At 33.0% G+C, this 19166-nt stretch carries 20 protein-coding genes and 1 pseudogene; 12 read left to right on the top strand and 9 right to left on the bottom strand.

Annotated features, from left to right (window positions below; all coding sequences use genetic code 11):
• Window positions 1–59: 59 nt before the first annotated feature.
• From trpC to ACOQOS_RS20515, 8 genes are all read right to left on the bottom strand, one after another.
• On the bottom strand, window positions 60–845 hold the full coding sequence (trpC, locus tag ACOQOS_RS20480; RefSeq protein WP_420572344.1) for an indole-3-glycerol phosphate synthase TrpC: 786 nt from the start codon (window positions 843–845) through the stop codon (window positions 60–62).
• An 86-nt stretch (window positions 846–931) separates the two neighbouring features.
• Window positions 932–1924, bottom strand: a complete 993-nt coding sequence (gene trpD, locus ACOQOS_RS20485; RefSeq protein ID WP_420572345.1) for an anthranilate phosphoribosyltransferase — start codon at window positions 1922–1924, stop codon at window positions 932–934.
• 208 nt (window positions 1925–2132) lie between these two features.
• The gene (locus ACOQOS_RS20490) at window positions 2133–2699 is read right to left on the bottom strand and encodes an anthranilate synthase component II (protein WP_420572346.1); all 567 of its coding nucleotides are present in this window, start codon (window positions 2697–2699) and stop codon (window positions 2133–2135) included.
• Between the two features lie 188 nt (window positions 2700–2887).
• Window positions 2888–4282: an anthranilate synthase component I family protein gene (locus ACOQOS_RS20495; protein WP_420572347.1), complete on the bottom strand. Its 1395-nt coding sequence runs from the start codon at window positions 4280–4282 to the stop codon at window positions 2888–2890.
• 195 nt (window positions 4283–4477) lie between these two features.
• The gene (locus ACOQOS_RS20500; protein ID WP_420572348.1) at window positions 4478–5044 is read right to left on the bottom strand and encodes a YceI family protein; all 567 of its coding nucleotides are present in this window, start codon (window positions 5042–5044) and stop codon (window positions 4478–4480) included.
• A gap of 42 nt (window positions 5045–5086) precedes the next feature.
• On the bottom strand, window positions 5087–5551 hold the full coding sequence (locus ACOQOS_RS20505) for a MarR family winged helix-turn-helix transcriptional regulator (protein ID WP_420572349.1): 465 nt from the start codon (window positions 5549–5551) through the stop codon (window positions 5087–5089).
• A gap of 93 nt (window positions 5552–5644) precedes the next feature.
• Window positions 5645–6076: a hypothetical protein gene (locus tag ACOQOS_RS20510; protein ID WP_420572350.1), complete on the bottom strand. Its 432-nt coding sequence runs from the start codon at window positions 6074–6076 to the stop codon at window positions 5645–5647.
• A gap of 7 nt (window positions 6077–6083) precedes the next feature.
• Window positions 6084–6506 (bottom strand): hypothetical protein, encoded by a 423-nt coding sequence (locus ACOQOS_RS20515; RefSeq protein ID WP_420572351.1) that lies wholly within the window; start codon window positions 6504–6506, stop codon window positions 6084–6086.
• 127 nt (window positions 6507–6633) lie between these two features.
• On the opposite strand from ACOQOS_RS20515, the gene ACOQOS_RS20520 reads away from it, so the two are divergent.
• The 6 genes from ACOQOS_RS20520 (at window position 6634) to ACOQOS_RS20545 (ending at window position 11636) form a co-directional block, all read left to right on the top strand.
• The gene (locus ACOQOS_RS20520) at window positions 6634–8007 is read left to right on the top strand and encodes a DUF1800 domain-containing protein (protein WP_420572352.1); all 1374 of its coding nucleotides are present in this window, start codon (window positions 6634–6636) and stop codon (window positions 8005–8007) included.
• Between the two features lie 160 nt (window positions 8008–8167).
• Window positions 8168–9358: a DUF1501 domain-containing protein gene (locus ACOQOS_RS20525; RefSeq protein WP_420572353.1), complete on the top strand. Its 1191-nt coding sequence runs from the start codon at window positions 8168–8170 to the stop codon at window positions 9356–9358.
• A 62-nt stretch (window positions 9359–9420) separates the two neighbouring features.
• Window positions 9421–9969: a TlpA family protein disulfide reductase gene (locus ACOQOS_RS20530; protein WP_420572354.1), complete on the top strand. Its 549-nt coding sequence runs from the start codon at window positions 9421–9423 to the stop codon at window positions 9967–9969.
• Between the two features lie 10 nt (window positions 9970–9979).
• The gene (locus ACOQOS_RS20535) at window positions 9980–10657 is read left to right on the top strand and encodes a thioredoxin family protein (RefSeq protein WP_420572355.1); all 678 of its coding nucleotides are present in this window, start codon (window positions 9980–9982) and stop codon (window positions 10655–10657) included.
• Window positions 10658–10909: 252 nt separating this feature from the next.
• Window positions 10910–11221, top strand: a complete 312-nt coding sequence (locus ACOQOS_RS20540; RefSeq protein WP_420572356.1) for a rhodanese-like domain-containing protein — start codon at window positions 10910–10912, stop codon at window positions 11219–11221.
• 13 nt (window positions 11222–11234) lie between these two features.
• Window positions 11235–11636, top strand: a complete 402-nt coding sequence (locus ACOQOS_RS20545; protein ID WP_420572357.1) for a rhodanese-like domain-containing protein — start codon at window positions 11235–11237, stop codon at window positions 11634–11636.
• Between the two features lie 2 nt (window positions 11637–11638).
• On the opposite strand, the gene ACOQOS_RS20550 is transcribed toward ACOQOS_RS20545, so the two are convergent.
• The gene (locus tag ACOQOS_RS20550; RefSeq protein ID WP_420572358.1) at window positions 11639–12505 is read right to left on the bottom strand and encodes a peroxiredoxin family protein; all 867 of its coding nucleotides are present in this window, start codon (window positions 12503–12505) and stop codon (window positions 11639–11641) included.
• Between the two features lie 161 nt (window positions 12506–12666).
• Here ACOQOS_RS20550 and ACOQOS_RS20555 point away from each other — a divergent pair, with 161 nt between their 5' ends.
• From ACOQOS_RS20555 to ACOQOS_RS20580, 6 genes and pseudogenes are all read left to right on the top strand, one after another.
• Window positions 12667–13956, top strand: coding sequence for a DUF2851 family protein (locus ACOQOS_RS20555; RefSeq protein WP_420572359.1), 1290 nt, complete (start codon window positions 12667–12669; stop codon window positions 13954–13956).
• Between the two features lie 88 nt (window positions 13957–14044).
• Window positions 14045–14263: a PspC domain-containing protein gene (locus ACOQOS_RS20560; protein ID WP_420575169.1), complete on the top strand. Its 219-nt coding sequence runs from the start codon at window positions 14045–14047 to the stop codon at window positions 14261–14263.
• 3 nt (window positions 14264–14266) lie between these two features.
• Window positions 14267–15274 carry a potassium channel family protein gene (locus tag ACOQOS_RS20565; protein ID WP_420572360.1) on the top strand — a complete coding sequence of 336 codons (1008 nt, stop codon included), beginning with the start codon at window positions 14267–14269 and terminating at the stop codon, window positions 15272–15274.
• A 113-nt stretch (window positions 15275–15387) separates the two neighbouring features.
• Window positions 15388–16974 carry an alanine/glycine:cation symporter family protein gene (locus ACOQOS_RS20570; protein WP_420572361.1) on the top strand — a complete coding sequence of 529 codons (1587 nt, stop codon included), beginning with the start codon at window positions 15388–15390 and terminating at the stop codon, window positions 16972–16974.
• Window positions 16975–17050: 76 nt separating this feature from the next.
• Window positions 17051–17929 carry a ComEA family DNA-binding protein gene (locus tag ACOQOS_RS20575; RefSeq protein ID WP_420572362.1) on the top strand — a complete coding sequence of 293 codons (879 nt, stop codon included), beginning with the start codon at window positions 17051–17053 and terminating at the stop codon, window positions 17927–17929.
• Window positions 17930–17950: 21 nt separating this feature from the next.
• Window positions 17951–19116, top strand: a pseudogene (locus ACOQOS_RS20580) (acyl-CoA dehydrogenase family protein).
• The last annotated feature ends 50 nt before the right edge of the window (window positions 19117–19166 follow it).

Raw genomic sequence — 19166 nt, forward strand, 5'->3', positions numbered from 1 at the left:
TCGAGAATCTATTTAATTCGTTATTTTATACACATCTTGACTGCGCTCGATGTGACAACTTATTTCTTCAGTTCCTGAATAAATTCTAAAGCACTTTTCCCCGGATTTTCAGTTTTCATAAAATTTTCACCAATTAAAAAACCTTGGTATCCATAGGGTTTTAAATCTTTGATCGCTGCCACAGAACTAATTCCACTTTCTGATACTTTTACAAAATCATCAGGAATATGCGTTGATAATTCTTTACTAATAGCTGTGCTAACTTCAAAGGTTTTTAAGTTTCTATTGTTTACACCTAACATGTCCAATGATGGCATGATGGATTTTTGCAATTCTTCTAAGTTGTGTACTTCCAGTAAAACATCCAAGCCTAGGCTTTTGGCGGTTTCGGATAAGTTTTTTATTTCTTCACGTGTCAACACAGCTGCAATGAGCAAAATAACATCTGCTCCATACGATTTGGCTTCTATAATTTGATATTCATCAATAATAAACTCTTTTCGTAAAATTGGTAGTTGCGCGCTAGCTCTTGCTAATAAAACGTCATCTAGAGAACCTCCAAAATATTTTCCGTCAGTTAAAACGGATATTCCGCAAACACCTGCATTTTCATATCCGGTAGCAACATCTTGTACACTTGCACTCTGATTGATAACACTTTTGGAAGGCGAACGTCTTTTGAATTCGGAAATAATTCCTGTATTGCTATTTCGTAGCGCATTAGATAAAGAAGAAGTTTCACGATCAAACAATGCCGAACGCTCCAAATGCGACACTGGTACGATACTTTTTTTTAGTGAAACTTCTTTGTATTTATCTGCTATTATTTTATCTAAAATGGTCATGAAAATATTCAATTTTTATTCCTATGAAAGCGGGATTTTTTATGTTTTTTATGTGATGCTGAATCAAGTTCAGTATGACGTATTTTCTATTTACTCAATTCCTGTAATTTTTTCAATACTTGTAATGCTTTTCCAGATTGCAGAGATTCCTTTGCAATTTCGAAACCTTCTTTAGCTTCCAAACCTTTTACAGTTGCTATTGCCATTCCTGCATTTGCACAAACTACATTATTCTGCGGATCGGTTCCGTTTCCTTCTAAGATGTCTGTAAAGATTTTTGCTGCAGACGCCACAGAATCTCCTCCATAAATAGAAGCTTGAGTATGTTGTGGAACTCCAAAATCTTCAGGTGTTAGCATTTCTTCAGAATTATTTCGAATAGCTTTTGTGGCACCAGTTAATGAAATTTCATCATAACCATCTAAGGCGTGTAAAATGGTGTAATTTTTATCTGTATTTTGATATAAATAACCATACATTCTTGCCAATTCTAAATTGAAAACTCCAACCATTTGATTTTTTGGAAACGACGGATTTACCATTGGTCCCAACATGTTGAAAAAGGTTTTTACACCTAAAGCTCTACGGATTGGAGCTACATTTTTCATGGCAGGATGAAATAGTGGTGCGTGTAATACACAAATTCCAGCTTTGTCAATACTTTTTTCTAGGAAATTAATATCATTGGTAAATTTAATGCCTAAATGTTCCATTACGTTTGATGAACCACTTACTGACGAAACTCCATAGTTTCCATGTTTTGCTACTTTTACGCCAGCACCAGCTGTAATAAAAGAAGCTAAGGTTGAAATATTGAAAGTATCTTTTCCATCGCCACCAGTTCCGCATAAATCAATGGCATTGTAGGCAGATAAATCTACAGGAATACATAATTCTAATAAAGCATCACGGAAACCTTTTAGTTCTGCTAATGTTACACTTCGCATCATGAATACTGTAAGGAAAGAAGCAATCTGACTCGGATTGTACATATCTTTCGAAATGTTAACAATTACCTGTTTTGCTTCCGCTTCGGTAATACTTTCGTGGTTGATCAGTCTATTAAGTAATTTTTTCATTTGTTTTGATTAAAAGATTGAAAAATTCAATGATTGAATGATTCAAGTTTTATGTTTTTTAGTATTGAGACTTTAGTATTTAGAATTAAGACGAGTTTTAATAATGTTTACAGTTTTCAAGAAACAGATTACCGCGTCGCAAACTCCTCGCAATGACGTTTCAAATCGTTTCAAAACCATCTCAATACTCAATTCTAGTAGCTAACATCTAGTTTTTTACCCAATTTTCTAAGATTTGTTTTCCATGCGGCGTTAATACGGATTCAGGATGATATTGTACACCGCGAACATCATATTCTTTGTGACGTAACGACATGATTTGTCCGTTTTCATCAAAAGAAGTCGCTTCTAAACTCTCAGGAAGCGGATTGGTTACAATCCATGAATGGTAACGACCAACTTCAAAGCTTTTTGGTAAGCCTTCAAATAACAATTCGTCATCAACACTTATTTCTACTTTCGTTGCGACACCATGATACACTTCTGCTAAGTTGGATAAAGTTCCTCCAAAAACTTCTCCAATTGCTTGTTGTCCTAGGCAAACACCTAAAATACTTTTAGTAGGTGCATATGCTGCAATGATTGGTTTTAATAAGCCAGCTTCGTCAGGAATTCCTGGACCTGGGGAAAGAATGATTTTTTCGTAATCATCTACTTCTTCCAACGAAAGTTGATCATTTCTTTTAACCGTGACATCACAATCTAAATCTTCTAAATAATGTACAAGGTTGTATGTGAAGCTATCGTAATTATCTATGACTAATATTTTTTTCATTTTTTTATTGGCTTTTCGCTTCTAGCCTATAGCTATTGGCTTTCTCACTTTTTATTTTCAAAGTACTTCTCGATACAAATTTGTTTCACAAATTCACTCGAAGTGACGTTTGGTGTTTTTTTTAGTAATTATGTTTCTTAGAATCTAAATTTTATATTTAAAGTTTAGCATTTTACATTTAATATTTCCTAGATCGTTTCTGCAATTTCTAAGGCAGTATTTAAAGCTCTTAATTTGTTATATACTTCTTGATTTTCATTTTCTTCAGATGATTTTGCGACAATTCCTGCGCCAGCTTGGTAATGTAATTTGTGGTTTTTGCTTAGAAATGTTCGAATCATAATGGCATGATTAAAGTTTCCATGAAAATCCATAAATCCGATAGCGCCACCATAAAAATCACGATTGGACGTTTCGTACTTTTCAATCAGTTGCATGGCTTTATGTTTTGGCGCTCCACTTAAAGTTCCCGCAGGAAATGTGTCTGCTACAACTTGCATGGTTAGTGCGTTTTTATGTTTTTGCGCGGTTACTTTTGATACCAAGTGAATAACATGTGAAAAGAATTGCAATTCTTTATAGGTTTCTACTTGTACTTGGTTTCCATTTCGACTTAAGTCGTTTCGAGCCAAATCAACTAACATCACATGTTCTGCATTTTCTTTTGGATCGTCAAACAGTCTTTTAGCAGATTCAGCATCTTCTTCGTCATTTCCAGTACGTTTGAAGGTTCCTGCAATTGGATGAATTTCAGTATGATTGTCTTTTACAACTAATTGTGCTTCTGGTGAAGAACCAAAGATTTTAAAATCGCCATAGTCAAAATAAAATAGGTAAGGAGACGGATTGATACTTCGCAATGCACGATATACATTAAACTCGTCTCCTTTAAATTTTTGAATAAACCGTCTCGATAAAACCAATTGAAATACATCACCGCGGTAACAGTGTTTTTTAGCTAAGGCTACATTTTGTTTAAACTGTTCATCGTTTAAATTTGAAGTACGTTCACCATCAATTGTAAAATTGTATGTGGTAAAGTTTCTTGAGCTCAATAAATGTTCAATCGTAGCAATATTGTCTTCTTTATTATAACAATGCGAAAAGATATATGCTTCGTTTTTAAAATGATTGAAAGCAATAATATTTTGATAGATCGCATAGTACATATCAGGAATGTTGAGCGATTCTTCTTTTTTGGTAATTTCTACATCTTCAAAATATCGAACAGCATCATATGCAATATAACCGAACAAACCATTATTGATGAATTTGAAATCGTTTTTATCGGTTTTAAATTGTTGTGAAAACTCATGAATCAACGCAGGAACATCCGTAGTAGCTTCAATAGCAATGCTGTCTTTTTCTCCGTTTGGATATTCGCGTGTAAGCGTTTCGTTTTCCACTTTAATACTTGCGATTGGATTGCAACATACATACGAAAAACTATTTCCGCTAGCGTGATAATCGCTACTTTCCAATAACAAGCTGTTTGGGTATTTGTCTCTGATTTTCAGATATACGTTTACAGGCGTAATGGTGTCTGCTAGTATTTTTTTATAGGTAGTTTTTAATGTGTACATGGTTCAATTTGTTTCAAAAAAAAAGACTTGTCGTGATTGACAAGTCTTTTATATATATCTATTATTTGTAAATAGGGACTTAGCTCACGATTCCGAAGTTCGTAAGTTCCACCACCAAGTATTTACAAAGTTTGTTTTCATTTGTTCTTTTGTTGCTACAAATATATAGAAATGAATTTTAGAATAAAAAATATTTTAAAATTTTAATTCTACTTGCAAGTCAAAATTATCTTTAATGGCTTTGTCTTTTAGTCCATCAAAGAAAGATGCTGAACCATACTTGATTCCATATTTTGTACGGTTTACTTTTAATTTTGCTTCTGCAGAATTGCGTTCAACTTCAATATTAAAAGTGATAGGAGATTTTGTTCCTTTAATTGTCAAATCTGCATCAACTTTGTATACATTATCATCAGTTTCTACTACTTTTTTAAAGTTTAAAGTAGCTTTTGGATATTTACTCACTCCAAAAAAGTCATCAGATTTTAAATGTCCGTCTAATTTTCCTTTATACTCTCCAGATAAATCTGTTGTATTGATGGTAGTCATGTCAATTGTAAATGTTCCTCCTGTTAACTTTCCATCTCTAAAATTTAGAGAACCATCTTTAAAATTGATTGTTCCTTCATGTTGACCTAATACTTTATAGCCTGTCCATTTTATAGAACTAGCGGTTGCATCAATTTTTTTTGCTTGTGCGAATGCTGTTGAAATTGTGGCAAAGACAAATACTACTGCTAATGTTAAAATACGTGTTTTCATTTTTTTGTTTTATTGTAATTTAATTTTGTTTTTAGAGCAATTTTATGCGGATTGCGAACCTCTTAGTTTTTCTAATAAAATATTTAAAGTTTCTGCTTCTGTTGTTGTAAGTGGTTGTATGATAGATTCTTCTAAGTCATTTAGTTTGGGATCGATGGTATTTAGTAATTCCAAACCATGCTGTGTGATAATAATTTCAATTTTTCTTCTATTATCTGGGCAAACACTTCGTTTTACAAATTCTTTCTTAATCAGTTTGTCAATCAATCGAGTCGTATTACTATTCTTATGAATCATTCGTTCTTGAATCGTAGCCAAATTTGCAGGTTTCCCTTTTTGACCTCTCAAAATTCGTAATACATTAAATTGTTGTGCAGAAATATCATACTGTTTGAAAAAGTCTAAAAACTTTTGAGATAACATAGTGTCAGTGATCATAAAGTTTAAAGCAGTTCTCTTAGCTAATGGTAATACTGCATCACTTTTTAAAGCGTCTTCTAATTTCATAATTGTAGGTACAATATTTGTATATACAAATGTAATAATATTATGAATTTAGAAAAGAGAATGAATGTTAAAATTTAATTAAAAAATGAAATGCTATTTTGCGTCATTAATTTTAGTAATCTTAACTTTTCCGTTTTTGTGAATTTTAGAGTGATACATAAAAGGATTTGTTTGACCAATATGCCATTCACCACAAAAAAAGTGGAAGCTTAAATATTCACCAAAAAGATATTCATTTTTTCTAGTCTTATGTCTATCGATTCGCTCAATTCTTATATCATCATTTTCTTGTGGTTCATATTCAAAATCAAACAAGTTTTTAGAATTGAGTTCTTGAACAATGAACTCAGGTATTAAGTCGTCAAGTTTATCTTTAGGTAACATTGTGAGTCCCATCACACCAGTTGTGTCTAGACCAATTACTCGATTCATTATCCAAATGTAATGTGTTTTTTCTTTAGATTGTGATAAATCCAAGTTTTCAGGGCAACTACAAAACCGTATATCTTCTAATGCTTTACACATATTATTATTATTTGTTTAAAACTTTAACGTTTCCTTTTTTATACATTTCATGTTGGTAAGTAAAAGCATCAGGATATCCAATGTGCCATTTGTCAATTAGATAGTAGAAGTTGAGATGAGAACCAATAAGTTTCTTTTTATGATGTTTTTTCTTTGGATTTACTCGTTTGATTTCTAAACTATCATTGTCTTGTGGTTTGTAATCGAAGTCAAATAGATTTTTTGAATTGAGTTCTTTTAAAATAGCATCAGCAGATAATTCATCAAGTTGTTTTGGATCTTCCATCAAAAGTCCATCCATTGCAAAATCATTAATTCCAACTACGCGCTCAATTTTCCAAATGTAGTAGATGCTTTTTACATGTTTAGTTGCTTCTGCCAATTTATCAGAACAACTGCAAAATTTAATGGTTTGTGAAACTTGACACATGCTATTGGGAATTTTACTGTTATTATTTGAATTGTATGTCGAAGCTAACTGAATTTTAGTTAGGATCAAAAGATACCAAATTAAACTTTTTAATCGTTTTATAGTCATAAGATACAAACCGTTCGTTATGACTTTACAAGAAATAGTACATCTATATAATAGAATAGGATTTGGAATTTCGTATGCCAAAGCACAATCGTTACAGAAACAATCTCGTACGCAAGTCGTTTCACAATTATTTGATGCTTCTCGTGAAGCAAAACCACTTTCGGTTGATATTTCAGAATTAAAGGAAAGCTTAAAAGATCTAAATCTGAAAGATCGAAAAAAGATTCGTTCACTCATCAAGCAAAGTACGAAGAAAGTACACGAACTCAATTTGGCTTGGTTGTACAAACTTGGAAAAACAGAAGAATTATTACGCGAAAAGATGACGCTTTTTTGGGCGAATCATTTTGTATGTCATGATAAAAATATTCTTCACATTCAACACTATAATAACACACTTCGCAAACATGCTTTAGGAAATTTCAAAGAATTCGTCATAGCTATTGCCAAAGAAGCTGCGATGATTAAATACTTAAACACAAAGCAGAATAAAAAACGAAAACCTAATGAAAATTTTGCACGTGAGTTGATGGAATTGTTCACGCTTGGACGCGATCAGTATTCTGAAAATGATATTAAAGAAGCTGCGCGTGCCTTTACAGGTTGGAATCATGATTTGATGGGGAATTTTCGTCTGCGTCGTCGTCAGCACGATTATGGAGAGAAGACATTTTTAGGCAAGACAGGGAATTTTGATGGTTCAGATATTATTGAAATTATTTTGCAGCAGAAGCAATGCGCAAAATTTATCTGTGAAAAACTCTATCGTTATTTTGTAAATGATCAAATAGATGTTTCTCGTGTAAGTGAAATGACTGAACTTTTTTATAAAGATTATGACATTGAAAACTTGATGCGTTTTGTGTTGACTTCAGATTGGTTTTATAATGCAACGAATATTGGAACGAAAATAAAATCGCCCGTAGAATTTTTAGTAAGCATACATAGAGTTGTGCCGATGGAATTTGAAAAAAAGCGTGAAGTAATCTATTTACAGAAGCTTTTGGGGCAGCATTTATTGTTTCCGCCAAATGTAGCAGGTTGGAAAGGCGGAAGAAACTGGATTAATCCAAATACGATGATGTTGCGACTTAGATTGCCTTCCGTGTTATTAGCCAATGGCGAAATTGCTTTGGATGAAAAAGGAGAGTTTGAAGACGATTTTCAGCGATTTAATAATAAACGAAATCGTCAGCGAAGATTAAAAGTAATTCCAAATTGGCAAACTTTTGAAACTCGAGAAAAGCATACAACTGCTAAGCAATTACAAGAAACATTATTGATAAGTCCTTTAAATCGTGGAACCAAAGAATACTTGGACAAGCTAGCAAATCAAGATTTAAAACAATATTGCATACAGCTGATGTCGTTACCTGAATATCAATTGTGTTGATTTGTGGAATGAGACAAGTAAAAGAAATTATTAATACGATACTAATAGTTGTTCAAATCAATTAATTGTCAGTTCGAGCGCAGTCGAGAAGCCTAGCGTTATTTTGCTTCTATTGAATCTCGACTGCGCTCGATTTGACAATTTATAAAAATATAAAGCGATGAACAGAAGAAATTTTTTAAAGCAAGCATCATTAGCAAGTACGGCATTATTTCTGCCAAAATTTGTTTCTGGATTCAACATGATTGATTCCGCCATAGCGACAGGAAAAAAACTCGTAATTATTCAACTTTCAGGAGGAAATGACGGATTAAATACGGTTGTTCCGTTTCGAAATGACATTTATTATAAAAATAGGTTGTCGTTGGCACAAAAGAAAAGTAGTCTCATCGGAATTACAGACGAAATAGGTTTTCATGAAAGTCTCATCACGCACAGCAATTTGTACAATAACGGAGAATTATGTATTGTAAATAATGTTGGTTATCCGAATCCGAATCGTTCACATTTTCGTGCAACCGATATCTGGCATACGGCGAGTGATGCGAATGAATATTTACAGTCTGGTTGGATAGGTCGTTATTTAGATGCTACAAAAAGTAAATCGCTCAATGCTATTGAAGTAGATGATAGTCTGTCACTATTGATGAAAGGTGAAAAAATAGACGGAATTGCCACAAAAAATCCAACATTATTCTTTCGTACGACACAAGCGCCTTATTTTAAAAAAGTGGTCGATCATCATGATGATACACATTTGAGCGAACACAATTTGGGATATTTATACAAAACCATGGTAACCGCTTCGTCTTCGGCAAAATATGTGTATGAAACTTCCAAAACATATACGACAAAGACGACTTATCCAGGAAATGAATTTGCAAAACAGCTAAAACAAGTTGCACAATTTATCAATTCAGGATTACAAACAAAAGTATATTATGCTTCTCTTGGCGGATTTGATACACATGCCAATCAGCTCAACAAACAGAAGCGTTTATTGAAAGTATATGACGAAGCGATGGCAGCTTTTATTAAAGATTTAAAACAAGAAGATTCTTTTAAAGATACGTTGATTTTGACTTTTTCGGAATTTGGACGACGTGTACAACAGAATGCTGCAAACGGAACTGATCATGGAACAGCAAACCAAGTTTTTCTCATTGGGAATCAATTGAAAAAACAAGGTTTTTATAATTCAATGGCAGATTTATCAGATTTAGACACTAATGGTGATTTAAAATATGCTATTGATTTTCGAGAAATTTATACATCTGTACTGAATAATTGGTTAGATATTGATGCGCAAAAAGTAATCGGAAGACCATTTAAAGGTTTAAATATTGTTTAAATTTTGTTAAATGAACTTTGAACGATGCTACTTTTCGTATTTTTAGGCTGAAAACTATAACCATGCTAAAAAAGAGTTTATATATAGTAGTTTGTATCTTGTTTTTTTCATGTAAAAACGAAACAAAAACTTCTGAAACTACAGTAAATACAATTGCAGAAGCAAAAAATACAACAGAGAAACCATCTGCGGAAGCGACCGAAATTCCAGTATTAAATTTTGAAGAGTTTGAAAAATACCTCAAAATAGACGACAACAATACTCATGTTGTAAACTTTTGGGCAACTTGGTGCGCGCCATGTGTAAAAGAATTACCATATTTTGAAGCTGTCAATCAAGAATACAAAGACAAAAATGTAAAAGTGCTGTTAGTGAGTTTAGATTTTAATTTAAAGAAACTGAATTCATTTTTGGCTAAAAATGACTTACAATCTGAAAAGGTTTTATTGGATGACCCAGATCAGAATGCATGGATTTCGAAAGTATCAAAAGAATGGTCAGGCTCTATTCCAGCGACAGTTATTTACAATAGAGGACAACGAAAATTCTACGAACGTTCCTTTACGAAATCAGAATTAGAAAACGAATTAAAGAATTTTATAACCCAATAAACCCAAACTAATGAAAACTTTAAAATTAGCAGTATTAGCCGTATTATTTGTAGCGGCTTCCTGTACAGATAAAAAAAATGCAGATGCAACTAGTTCAGCAGCAAAAGTAGTTGCTGAAAATGTTTCTACACCAAAGAAAGAAACGGTAGCGAATGGTTACCAAGTTGGCGATATGGTAAAAGACTTTTCTTTAAAAAATGTAGATGGAAAAATGGTTTCTATGAACAGTTTTAAAGATGCAAAAGGATTTATTCTTACGTTTACTTGCAATACTTGTCCATATTCAGTAGCGTATGAAGATAGACTTATCGAGTTAGACAAAAAATATGCAAGCAAAGGATATCCTGTAATTGCGATCAATCCAAACAGTCCAGAAGCAAGACCAGATGATAGTTTTGAAAAAATGCAAGTTAGAGCTAAAGAAAAAGGATTTACCTTTCCGTATATGTTGGATGAAGGGCAAAAAATATATCCAGTATTTGGCGCAACAAGAACGCCACATATGTACGTAATTGCGAAAACAGATAAAGGATATCAAGTAAAATATATTGGAGCTATTGACGACAACTATAAAGATGCAGAAGCTGTTTCTAAACGTTATGTTGAAGATGCTGTAGATGCTTTATTAGCAGGAAAAGAAGTTGAGGTAAAAACAACAAAAGCAATTGGTTGTTCTATCAAGGTTTAATTTTTCTAGACTTTTTAGATGTATAGAAGATTAGACTGACTTAGATTTTTAGACAAGTTAGATTGTCAAAAATTAAAGTTGTCTTTTTGTAGAGACAAAAATCTAAATCGCAGAAGCATAAAACTTAAAATAAGGCATGAAACTTGCCTGTACAAGGCCGAAGTTTAGCACTTCGGCTTTTTTAGTGAAGAAAATCTTCTAAAAAAGATTAACTTTGAAAGCAAAATACAAACAACACTATTTTATTAGGCTATGGCAGATTTAACACAACAAGAATGGCAAGAGCAACTTGCAAACGATACAAATGCAGTCATCATTGATGTTCGTACACAAGACGAAGTAGATGAAGGACACATTCCGAATGCAAAACATATTGATATCTTTTTAGGACAAGGATTTATTGATGAAGTAAAGAAACTTGATCCTGCTAAAAACTACTATGTGTATTGTCGTTCTGGCGGAAGAAGCGCGCAAGCATGCGCTGTAATGAACAGCGAAGGTTTTGAAAATACGTACAATTTAATGGGCGGATTTTCAGAATGGGAAGGTGCTAAAACGAATTAAAATTGATTCAAAAATGCAATTAAAAAAACTAACTTTCGTAATTATTATGCTGTCTTCTATTTTATCTTTTTTTGGTTGTAATAATTTCCCAAATGAAAACAACGTGACTGTACAAAAGCTTAATGATGTTTTAAAAACTCAGGAAGTAATTGTGTTGGATGTTCGTACACCAAAAGAAATAGCACAAGGAAAAATAAAAAGTACTGCTTTAGAAGCTAATTTCTTTGAAGATGACTTTATCGAGCAAGCTATATCACAACTTCCAAAAGATAAAGATGTATATGTGTATTGCAAAGGCGGAACACGAAGTGCAAAAGCAGTTATAAAATTACGAGAGTTAGGTTACACTAAAACTCATAATGTTGAAGGCGGCATTAAAGCTTGGAAAGAAGAAGGATTCAATATAGAAAAGTAACACTAAACATTCGCGTCAATCACTTTTAACAATTCTGTTGGTTCTGGACGCATGCGATAATTATCCGTTTGATTGGTGTAAACAATTTTTTCATTTGAGTCTGTAATAATAATTGTAGGCAAGATAGTATCTGATTTAAAACCGAAAATTTGAAAACCAAATGGCAATCCGTTTTCTGCAAAAATGTCTATTTTTTTGGCTACTTTTCCTTCTACATCTACTAAAAACTGAAAATCTAACGGATACTTTTTATCTAAATTCTCACTAAAACTATGTGGTTGCGAACTAATAAAAACGGTATTAATGTTTCTATCAGTCAACTCTTCATGATGTTCAACCATTTCTTTGATTTGCGCCATGCAAAATGGACACCAATTACCACGATAAAAGATTAAAATAGTGGGTGTTCCTGCAAAACATTCAGTAGTAATAACATGCTTGCCAGCGTTTTCAAAGCTTAACAATGGAAGTGTGTTTCCAATGCTTAATACTATATTTTGTGCTGCATTTCTGCCTTGATAAAAAGAATACCAAACTAAATAGATAACCCAACTGATAGTTAGCAGCATATTAAAAATTGCACAAGTCATTCTAAATTCAACTTCTTCTTGTAAATTTCCAACAAGAAAACTCAATAAGCATCCTAAAAATATACAAAAGGTGTACACTATCAATGCACTATCTGTACGCGCGATTGGTTTAATGAAAATTCGTGAAAAGAAAAATACAATACTAACAGCCGTAAGAAAATGTGAAACATGTAATAGTGTAATTCCAGAAGTCCATACATGCCAAATACAATCTATCAACGCGACAAGCGCGAGCGTAGGAAATGCAACAATAAAAATAGATTTCGCGAGAGCATTCATGTATTTTAAAAATTCAAATTATGGCAAGTTTCGTGAATATTTGTACCACACAATGTATAAAAATAAATATAAAATAATGTATTTTTACATTATTAATCTTACACAGAATACTAAACCTTTTATTCCTCATTGAAATTATTATCAACGTAATAATTAATCATATGACTGTAAAAGAAGATTTTTTGTATTATCTGTGGAAATTTGGAAAACTACAAAACCAAAATCTCCAAACTGCAAACGGAGAAGCCATTCAAATCATCAATTTAGGAACACATAATCATTATGCAGGACCTGATTTTTTTAATGCTCAACTCAGAATTGATAATCAATTATGGGCTGGAAACGTAGAGATGCACATAAATTCAGGAGATTGGTTTGTACACAACCACGAAAAAGATAAAAACTATGATAATGTGATTTTGCATGTAGTTTGGAATCATGATGTGGAAATTCATAGAAAAGACAATTCCGTCATTCCAACATTAATACTCAAAGAATTTAGTGATTCCGAGTTGCTGAAACGGTATACAGACTTGATGAATTCGACTCAGAAATGGATTCATTGTGAAAGTGAATTTCCTGTATTGAATAATTTTCAATTTGAAAACTGGTTGGAACGAATCTATCTAGAACGACTTGAAAAGAAAGCTGCGGAAATAGAAATTCTTGTAAAACAAAGTAATCATGATTGGGAAGCAGTGTTGTTTAGATTGTTAGCAAAAGGGTTTGGATTAAAACTCAATAGTGAAGCATTTTTTGAAGCTGCTTGCTCAGTTGATTTTGCAATTGTTCGGAAACTCAGTACGAAAAGAGGTTCATTGGAAGCTTTTTTATTTGGAATCTTTGGATTGCTTTCGCAAGATGTGACTCAAGAACCTTATTACATAGAACTAACTCAAGAATTCAATTATCTCCGTCGTAAATTTCAGCATCAAAAAAATACAACAATACCTTTGCAATTCTTCAGAACGCGTCCTGCTAATTTCCCAACGATTCGGGCTTCACAATTGGCAACACTCTATCATCATCAGCGCAATCTATTTTCTAAATTAATCACTACAAATTCTTTAGAAGAAATGTATAAAGTTTTGCAAATAGCAACGAGTTCATTTTGGGAAACTCATTACACTTTTGAAAAAAGCTCGCCGAAACGGATTAAGAAGCTTTCTAAAAAATTCATTGATGTTTTGTTGATCAATAGTATCATTCCATTAAAATATTGTTACGATCGTCATCTGGGGAAACTCAATATTGAAAATATTTTAAGCTTACTTCGTACAATTCCTTCCGAAAAAAACACCATTATTCAAAAGTTTACAACACAAAAAATAACTATTGAAAATGCACAACAAACACAAGCTTTATTAGAATTGAAAAAATATTATTGTGACAAACATAAATGTTTGCAATGTGCTATTGGGAATAGTTTCATGAAAGAATCTTGTTTTTAAAAAAGAAATAAGAAGTGTTTGTACAAAAAACTTTATCTTGCACTTAGTAAATGAGTTTTTGAGAAGTATAACATTAAGAGAAGATTTCATGTATAAATTGCGTTACTTTTTAGAAAAGCACGGGTTTGGAGCTTTATCGCGTTTGGCAGATCGTTTAGGAATGCGTGCAAAAAATGTTCGTTTATTCTTTATCTATGTAACTTTTGCCACGTTAGGTGTTAGTTTTGGTCTTTACTTAACGCTTGCTTTTATATTACGATTAAAAGATTTAATTTACACAAAGCGAACTTCTGTATTTGACTTATAGCGTATGTATAGATTCTTCAAGTCAAAATTCTATCTAGCCTTATTCTTGCTCATCTTTGTATTTACAATAGGTGTGCTTGGTTTTCGATTCATAGCTGATATGAGTTGGGTTGATGCGACTTACATGACTGTCATTACCGTAACTACCGTTGGTTTTGGAGAAGTTATTCCTTTAGATGAACATGCACGTTTATTCACAGTATTTCTTATTATCATCAGTGTTTTTGTGTTTGCGTATGCAATCTCTGTCATTACAGAATATATACTAAGTAGAAGTTCTCTAAGAAACATCATACAACGAAAGACCTTAAAAAAAATCAGCCGTATGGAAGATCATATCATTATTTGTGGATTTGGACGAAATGGAAGACAAGCCGCAGAAAAACTCAGTGCGCACGATCAGGAATTTGTCATTATAGAAAAAGATAGAGATATCATTGAGCGCTATGAAACTTCAGATATTTCTTTTGTGGAAGGAAATGCAAGTGAAGATGAGGTTTTAGAAAAAGCAGGAATCGATCAGGCAAAATGTTTAATTACGGCACTTCCGAGTGATGCAGATAACTTATTTGTGGTGCTTTCTGCAAGACAAATCAATAGCAAACTATTAATCATTAGTAGAGCGTCTCAAGAATCTTCATATAAAAAACTAAAACTAGCGGGTGCAGATAATGTCATCATGCCTGATAAAATTGGTGGTGAGCATATGGCTTCTTTAGTAGTAGTACCAGATTTGGTAGAATTTATAGACAATCTCTCTATAAGTGGTAAAAATACGACCAATGTAGAAGAGATAAAAACAGAAGATATTACGGCTTCTGGTAAGGAGATTACACTCAAAGAACTAGACTTACGAAAAGAAACGGGTTGTACGGTAATTGGTTATAAAACTCCAGATGGAGAATATGTAATTAATCCTGAAGCGACACTTAAACTAGCCAAAGAATCCAAAATAATAGTATTAGGTCGTCCCGAACAAATTGAATTATTAAAACAAAAGTACGATCTCTAAAAGCGTTGAAAAATCTTATTTAACGTTGCAAAACTTGATTAAGCAATTTTTTTTTAGCATCTTGCTATCTTTAATTATCCCAACATAAAATATTAACTAACTGATACTATATCATGAAGAAATATCTTCTATCATTATTTTCAATTTTTTTACCATTATTAACTTTTGCGCAAGAAGCCACAGAAAAAGGACTCGATCAACAAATTGATGAAGGCTTTGGTTGGGCAACAGGATGGTTTGTGAACTTTATTTTCTATCAAATACCATTTACAGAAGATATCAAAGTATTCTGGGTATTATTTCCATTGATCATTGGAGCATTATACTTCACAGTGTATTTTAAATTTATCAATTTCAGAGGATTCCTTACTTCAATAAACATTGTGCGTGGAAAATACGATGATATTGATCAGCATAGTGCAGCCGATACTGACTTAGCGATGGACGGAGATATTGCAGATACCATAAGAGATGAAAGTCAAGAAGGAGAAGTTTCGCATTTCCAGGCACTAACAGCTGCATTATCGGCTACAGTAGGTTTAGGAAATATTGCAGGTGTTGCCATTGCTGTATCTATTGGTGGTGCAGGAGCAACGTTTTGGATGATCATTGCAGGGTTACTTGGTATGGCTTCTAAGTTTGTAGAATGTACACTTGGTGTAAAATATAGAGACATTGGTGAAGACGGAACCGTATATGGTGGTCCAATGTATTACTTAACAAAAGGATTAAAAGCAAAAGGACTTGCTGGTTTAGGAAAAGTACTCGCTGTATTATTTGCAATCTTCGTAATTGGAGGTTCTTTTGGTGGAGGAAACATGTTTCAAGTAAATCAAGCATTTCAGCTAGTAGAAAATATTACAGGAGGAGAACAATCATTTTTACATGGTAAAGGATGGTTATTCGGATTAGTGATGTCTGTATTAGTAGGTATAGTTATTATTGGAGGAATCAAGAAAATTGCCAAAGTAACGGACAAAATTGTACCATTCATGGTAGTAATTTATGTTGCAGCTTCTTTGTTTGTAATTTTTGCTAATATAGGAATGGTAGGAGATGCATTTGCGCAAATCTTTAATGGAGCATTTAGTCCAGAAGGAATTGCCGGTGGTGCTATTGGAGTATTGATACAAGGATTTAGACGTGCAGCATTCTCAAACGAAGCTGGTATTGGTTCTTCATCAATTGCGCATTCGGCAGTAAAGACTAAATATGCAGCAAGTGAAGGAATGGTTGCTTTATTAGAACCATTTATTGATACGGTAGTAGTTTGTACAATGACAGCATTAGTATTAATCATTACTGGTTCATTAACAGGAACAGGACCTGCAAATGACGCGGAAGCTATCTTAATGACCTCTGGAGCATTTGAAAGCGCTATTAGCTGGTTCCCATATGTATTAACTGTAGCTGTTGTGTTATTTGCTTTCAGTACTATGATTTCTTGGTCTTACTATGGTTTCCAAGGATGGGCATATTTATTTGGAAGAAGTAAAAGAGCTGAGTATACGTACAAAATTGTTTTCTGTTTATTCGTAATTGTTGGAGCAGCTGCAAGTTTAGGATCTGTAATTGGGTTCTCTGATGCAATGATATTTGCAATGATGGTTCCTAATATGATTGGATTAGTATTACTAGCGCCAAGAGTAAAAGAAGAATTAACAAAGTATATGAACGCCATCAAAGCAAGAAAATCATAATTAAATACTCAGACTATTTAGAGAATAATAAACCCAATATAATGCTCATGTAACGATTCATTAAAAAATCGAAAACATGAAAAACATCAAATCTCACTTCAAGTTTCTCAAAGCAGAACGAAGTGGGATTTTGTGTATTATAGCCTTTATCTTTATAGCGCAAGGAATCTATTTCTACACAAATCCCACAAGTACAGCTTCAAAAATATTTTCAGATAAAGAAGTAATACAGTATCAACAACAAATAGATTCTTTAAAGTTGATAGCACTAAATACAAAGCCAAAACGCTTTCCATTCAATCCAAACTTCATCACAGATTATAAAGGTTTTACACTTGGCATGTCTACAGAAGAAATAGATAGGTTACATAAGTTTAGAGCAAATAATAGCTATGTAAATTCAGCAAAGGAGTTTCAAATCATTACAAAAGTTTCTGATTCCTTACTCAATGAGATCTCACCTTATTTTAAATTCCCCGAATGGGTTACAAAAAAGAAACGGAAAAAACGAACATATACTTCATATACATACAAGAAAAAAGAAGAGATCATTCTCAAAAAGATGGATATAAATAAAGCAACTGTAGAAGAACTGCGAAAAGTTTACGGTATTGGTGAAAAACTCTCCGCTCGAATAGTAAAATACAGAACAAAATTAGGTGGATTTGTGACAGAATCACAACTAAATGATGTATATGGTTTAAAGTCAGAAGTGATAGAAAAACTATGGAAACGCTTCTATCTAGAAAAAACAAAGATTACCAAAATAAATCTCAATAGCTGTACTATAGCGCAATTGCAAAAAGTTCCATACATAAATTATGAATTGGCAGATGAAATCATTAATCAACGAGTTCTTCGAGAAGGATTCAAAAATTTTGAAGAATTATCAAAAATTCAAAACTTTCCATCGGATAAAATAGAGATAATTGAATTATATTTGCAAATACAATAAAAAATATAAAAATTGCCATATATGGAAAGCATGTACTTTAATGAAGAACATCAACTTTTTAGAGAAAGTTTGAGAGATTTTTTAAAGAAAGAAGTAGTTCCTCACATTGATAAATGGGAAGAAACTGGAACCATCGAAAGATTCATTTGGGAAAAATTCGGTGAAATGGGATTCTTCGGAATAGCTTATCCAGAAGCGTATGGCGGAATGGACTTAGATCTTTTCTACACAGTCATCCTTTTAGAAGAATTACAACGTATCAATTCTGGAGGTTTTGCAGCAGCAATTTGGGCACACGCCTACTTAGCAATGACGCATGTAAACAAAGAAGGAAGTCATGAAATCAAAGAAAAATATTTAGCGCCAAGTATTACGGGGGAAAAAATAGGATGCCTGTGTATTACAGAGCCTTTTGGAGGATCGGATGTAGCAGGAATGCGAACAACAGCTGTAAAAAAGGAGATAAATATATAATCAACGGTTCAAAAACATTTATCACCAACGGAGTATACAGTGATTACTTAGTAGTTGCAGCAAAAACAAATCCTGAGCTAGGAAACAAAGGAATCAGTATCTTTATTATGGATAGAGATATTCCTGGAATCTCAGCTACAAAACTTGATAAATTAGGTTGGAGAGCTTCTGATACTGGTGAAATTGCTTTTGATAATGTTGAAATTCCACTAGAAAACCTAATGGGAGAAGAAAACATGGGATTCCCATACATCATGCAGCATTTTGCATTAGAAAGACTCATCATGGGAATCAATGCGCACGCAAGAGCAGAATATGCTATTGAATACACATTACAATACATGTCAGAGCGTCAAGCCTTTGGTAGAACCATAGATAAATTTCAGGCTTTACGTCACACGATGGCAGATCTAGCTACAGAAGCAGAAGTGTGTAAAACTTTTAACTATGCGGTTGCATCACGATTAGATAAAAAAGAATATGTAGTAAAAGAAGCTACAATGTCTAAATTGCAATCAACAAAAATGGCAGACAATGTCATTTATCAATGTTTACAAATGTTAGGTGGATATGGTTATATGGAAGAATATCCATTGGCACGTATGTTGCGTGATAGCCGTTTAGGGCCAATTGGAGGCGGAACATCAGAGATACTTCGTGAAATTATTGCAAAAATGATCATCGACAAAAAAGATTACAAGCCAGCAACCTAAAGCAATCATAATCTCAAATGTCACTTCAAGAAGTACTAAAAAAACATAAA

This window comes from Kordia sp. (assembly GCF_965224175.1).
In the GTDB taxonomy this organism is placed as follows: domain Bacteria; phylum Bacteroidota; class Bacteroidia; order Flavobacteriales; family Flavobacteriaceae; genus Kordia.

What these genes read in the sequence shown, in the direction of transcription:
- trpC (WP_420572344.1), bottom strand. Translation starts at nt 845, where the DNA reads ATGACCATTTTAGATAAAATAATAGCAGATAAATACAAAGAAGTTTCA.
- trpD (WP_420572345.1), bottom strand. Translation starts at nt 1,924, where the DNA reads ATGAAAAAATTACTTAATAGACTGATCAACCACGAAAGTATTACCGAA.
- ACOQOS_RS20490 (WP_420572346.1), bottom strand. Translation starts at nt 2,699, where the DNA reads ATGAAAAAAATATTAGTCATAGATAATTACGATAGCTTCACATACAAC.
- ACOQOS_RS20495 (WP_420572347.1), bottom strand. Translation starts at nt 4,282, where the DNA reads ATGTACACATTAAAAACTACCTATAAAAAAATACTAGCAGACACCATT.
- ACOQOS_RS20500 (WP_420572348.1), bottom strand. Translation starts at nt 5,044, where the DNA reads ATGAAAACACGTATTTTAACATTAGCAGTAGTATTTGTCTTTGCCACA.
- ACOQOS_RS20505 (WP_420572349.1), bottom strand. Translation starts at nt 5,551, where the DNA reads ATGAAATTAGAAGACGCTTTAAAAAGTGATGCAGTATTACCATTAGCT.
- ACOQOS_RS20510 (WP_420572350.1), bottom strand. Translation starts at nt 6,076, where the DNA reads ATGTGTAAAGCATTAGAAGATATACGGTTTTGTAGTTGCCCTGAAAAC.
- ACOQOS_RS20515 (WP_420572351.1), bottom strand. Translation starts at nt 6,506, where the DNA reads ATGTGTCAAGTTTCACAAACCATTAAATTTTGCAGTTGTTCTGATAAA.
- ACOQOS_RS20520 (WP_420572352.1), top strand. Translation starts at nt 6,634, where the DNA reads ATGACTTTACAAGAAATAGTACATCTATATAATAGAATAGGATTTGGA.
- ACOQOS_RS20525 (WP_420572353.1), top strand. Translation starts at nt 8,168, where the DNA reads ATGAACAGAAGAAATTTTTTAAAGCAAGCATCATTAGCAAGTACGGCA.
- ACOQOS_RS20530 (WP_420572354.1), top strand. Translation starts at nt 9,421, where the DNA reads ATGCTAAAAAAGAGTTTATATATAGTAGTTTGTATCTTGTTTTTTTCA.
- ACOQOS_RS20535 (WP_420572355.1), top strand. Translation starts at nt 9,980, where the DNA reads ATGAAAACTTTAAAATTAGCAGTATTAGCCGTATTATTTGTAGCGGCT.
- ACOQOS_RS20540 (WP_420572356.1), top strand. Translation starts at nt 10,910, where the DNA reads ATGGCAGATTTAACACAACAAGAATGGCAAGAGCAACTTGCAAACGAT.
- ACOQOS_RS20545 (WP_420572357.1), top strand. Translation starts at nt 11,235, where the DNA reads ATGCAATTAAAAAAACTAACTTTCGTAATTATTATGCTGTCTTCTATT.
- ACOQOS_RS20550 (WP_420572358.1), bottom strand. Translation starts at nt 12,505, where the DNA reads ATGAATGCTCTCGCGAAATCTATTTTTATTGTTGCATTTCCTACGCTC.
- ACOQOS_RS20555 (WP_420572359.1), top strand. Translation starts at nt 12,667, where the DNA reads ATGACTGTAAAAGAAGATTTTTTGTATTATCTGTGGAAATTTGGAAAA.
- ACOQOS_RS20560 (WP_420575169.1), top strand. Translation starts at nt 14,045, where the DNA reads ATGTATAAATTGCGTTACTTTTTAGAAAAGCACGGGTTTGGAGCTTTA.
- ACOQOS_RS20565 (WP_420572360.1), top strand. Translation starts at nt 14,267, where the DNA reads ATGTATAGATTCTTCAAGTCAAAATTCTATCTAGCCTTATTCTTGCTC.
- ACOQOS_RS20570 (WP_420572361.1), top strand. Translation starts at nt 15,388, where the DNA reads ATGAAGAAATATCTTCTATCATTATTTTCAATTTTTTTACCATTATTA.
- ACOQOS_RS20575 (WP_420572362.1), top strand. Translation starts at nt 17,051, where the DNA reads ATGAAAAACATCAAATCTCACTTCAAGTTTCTCAAAGCAGAACGAAGT.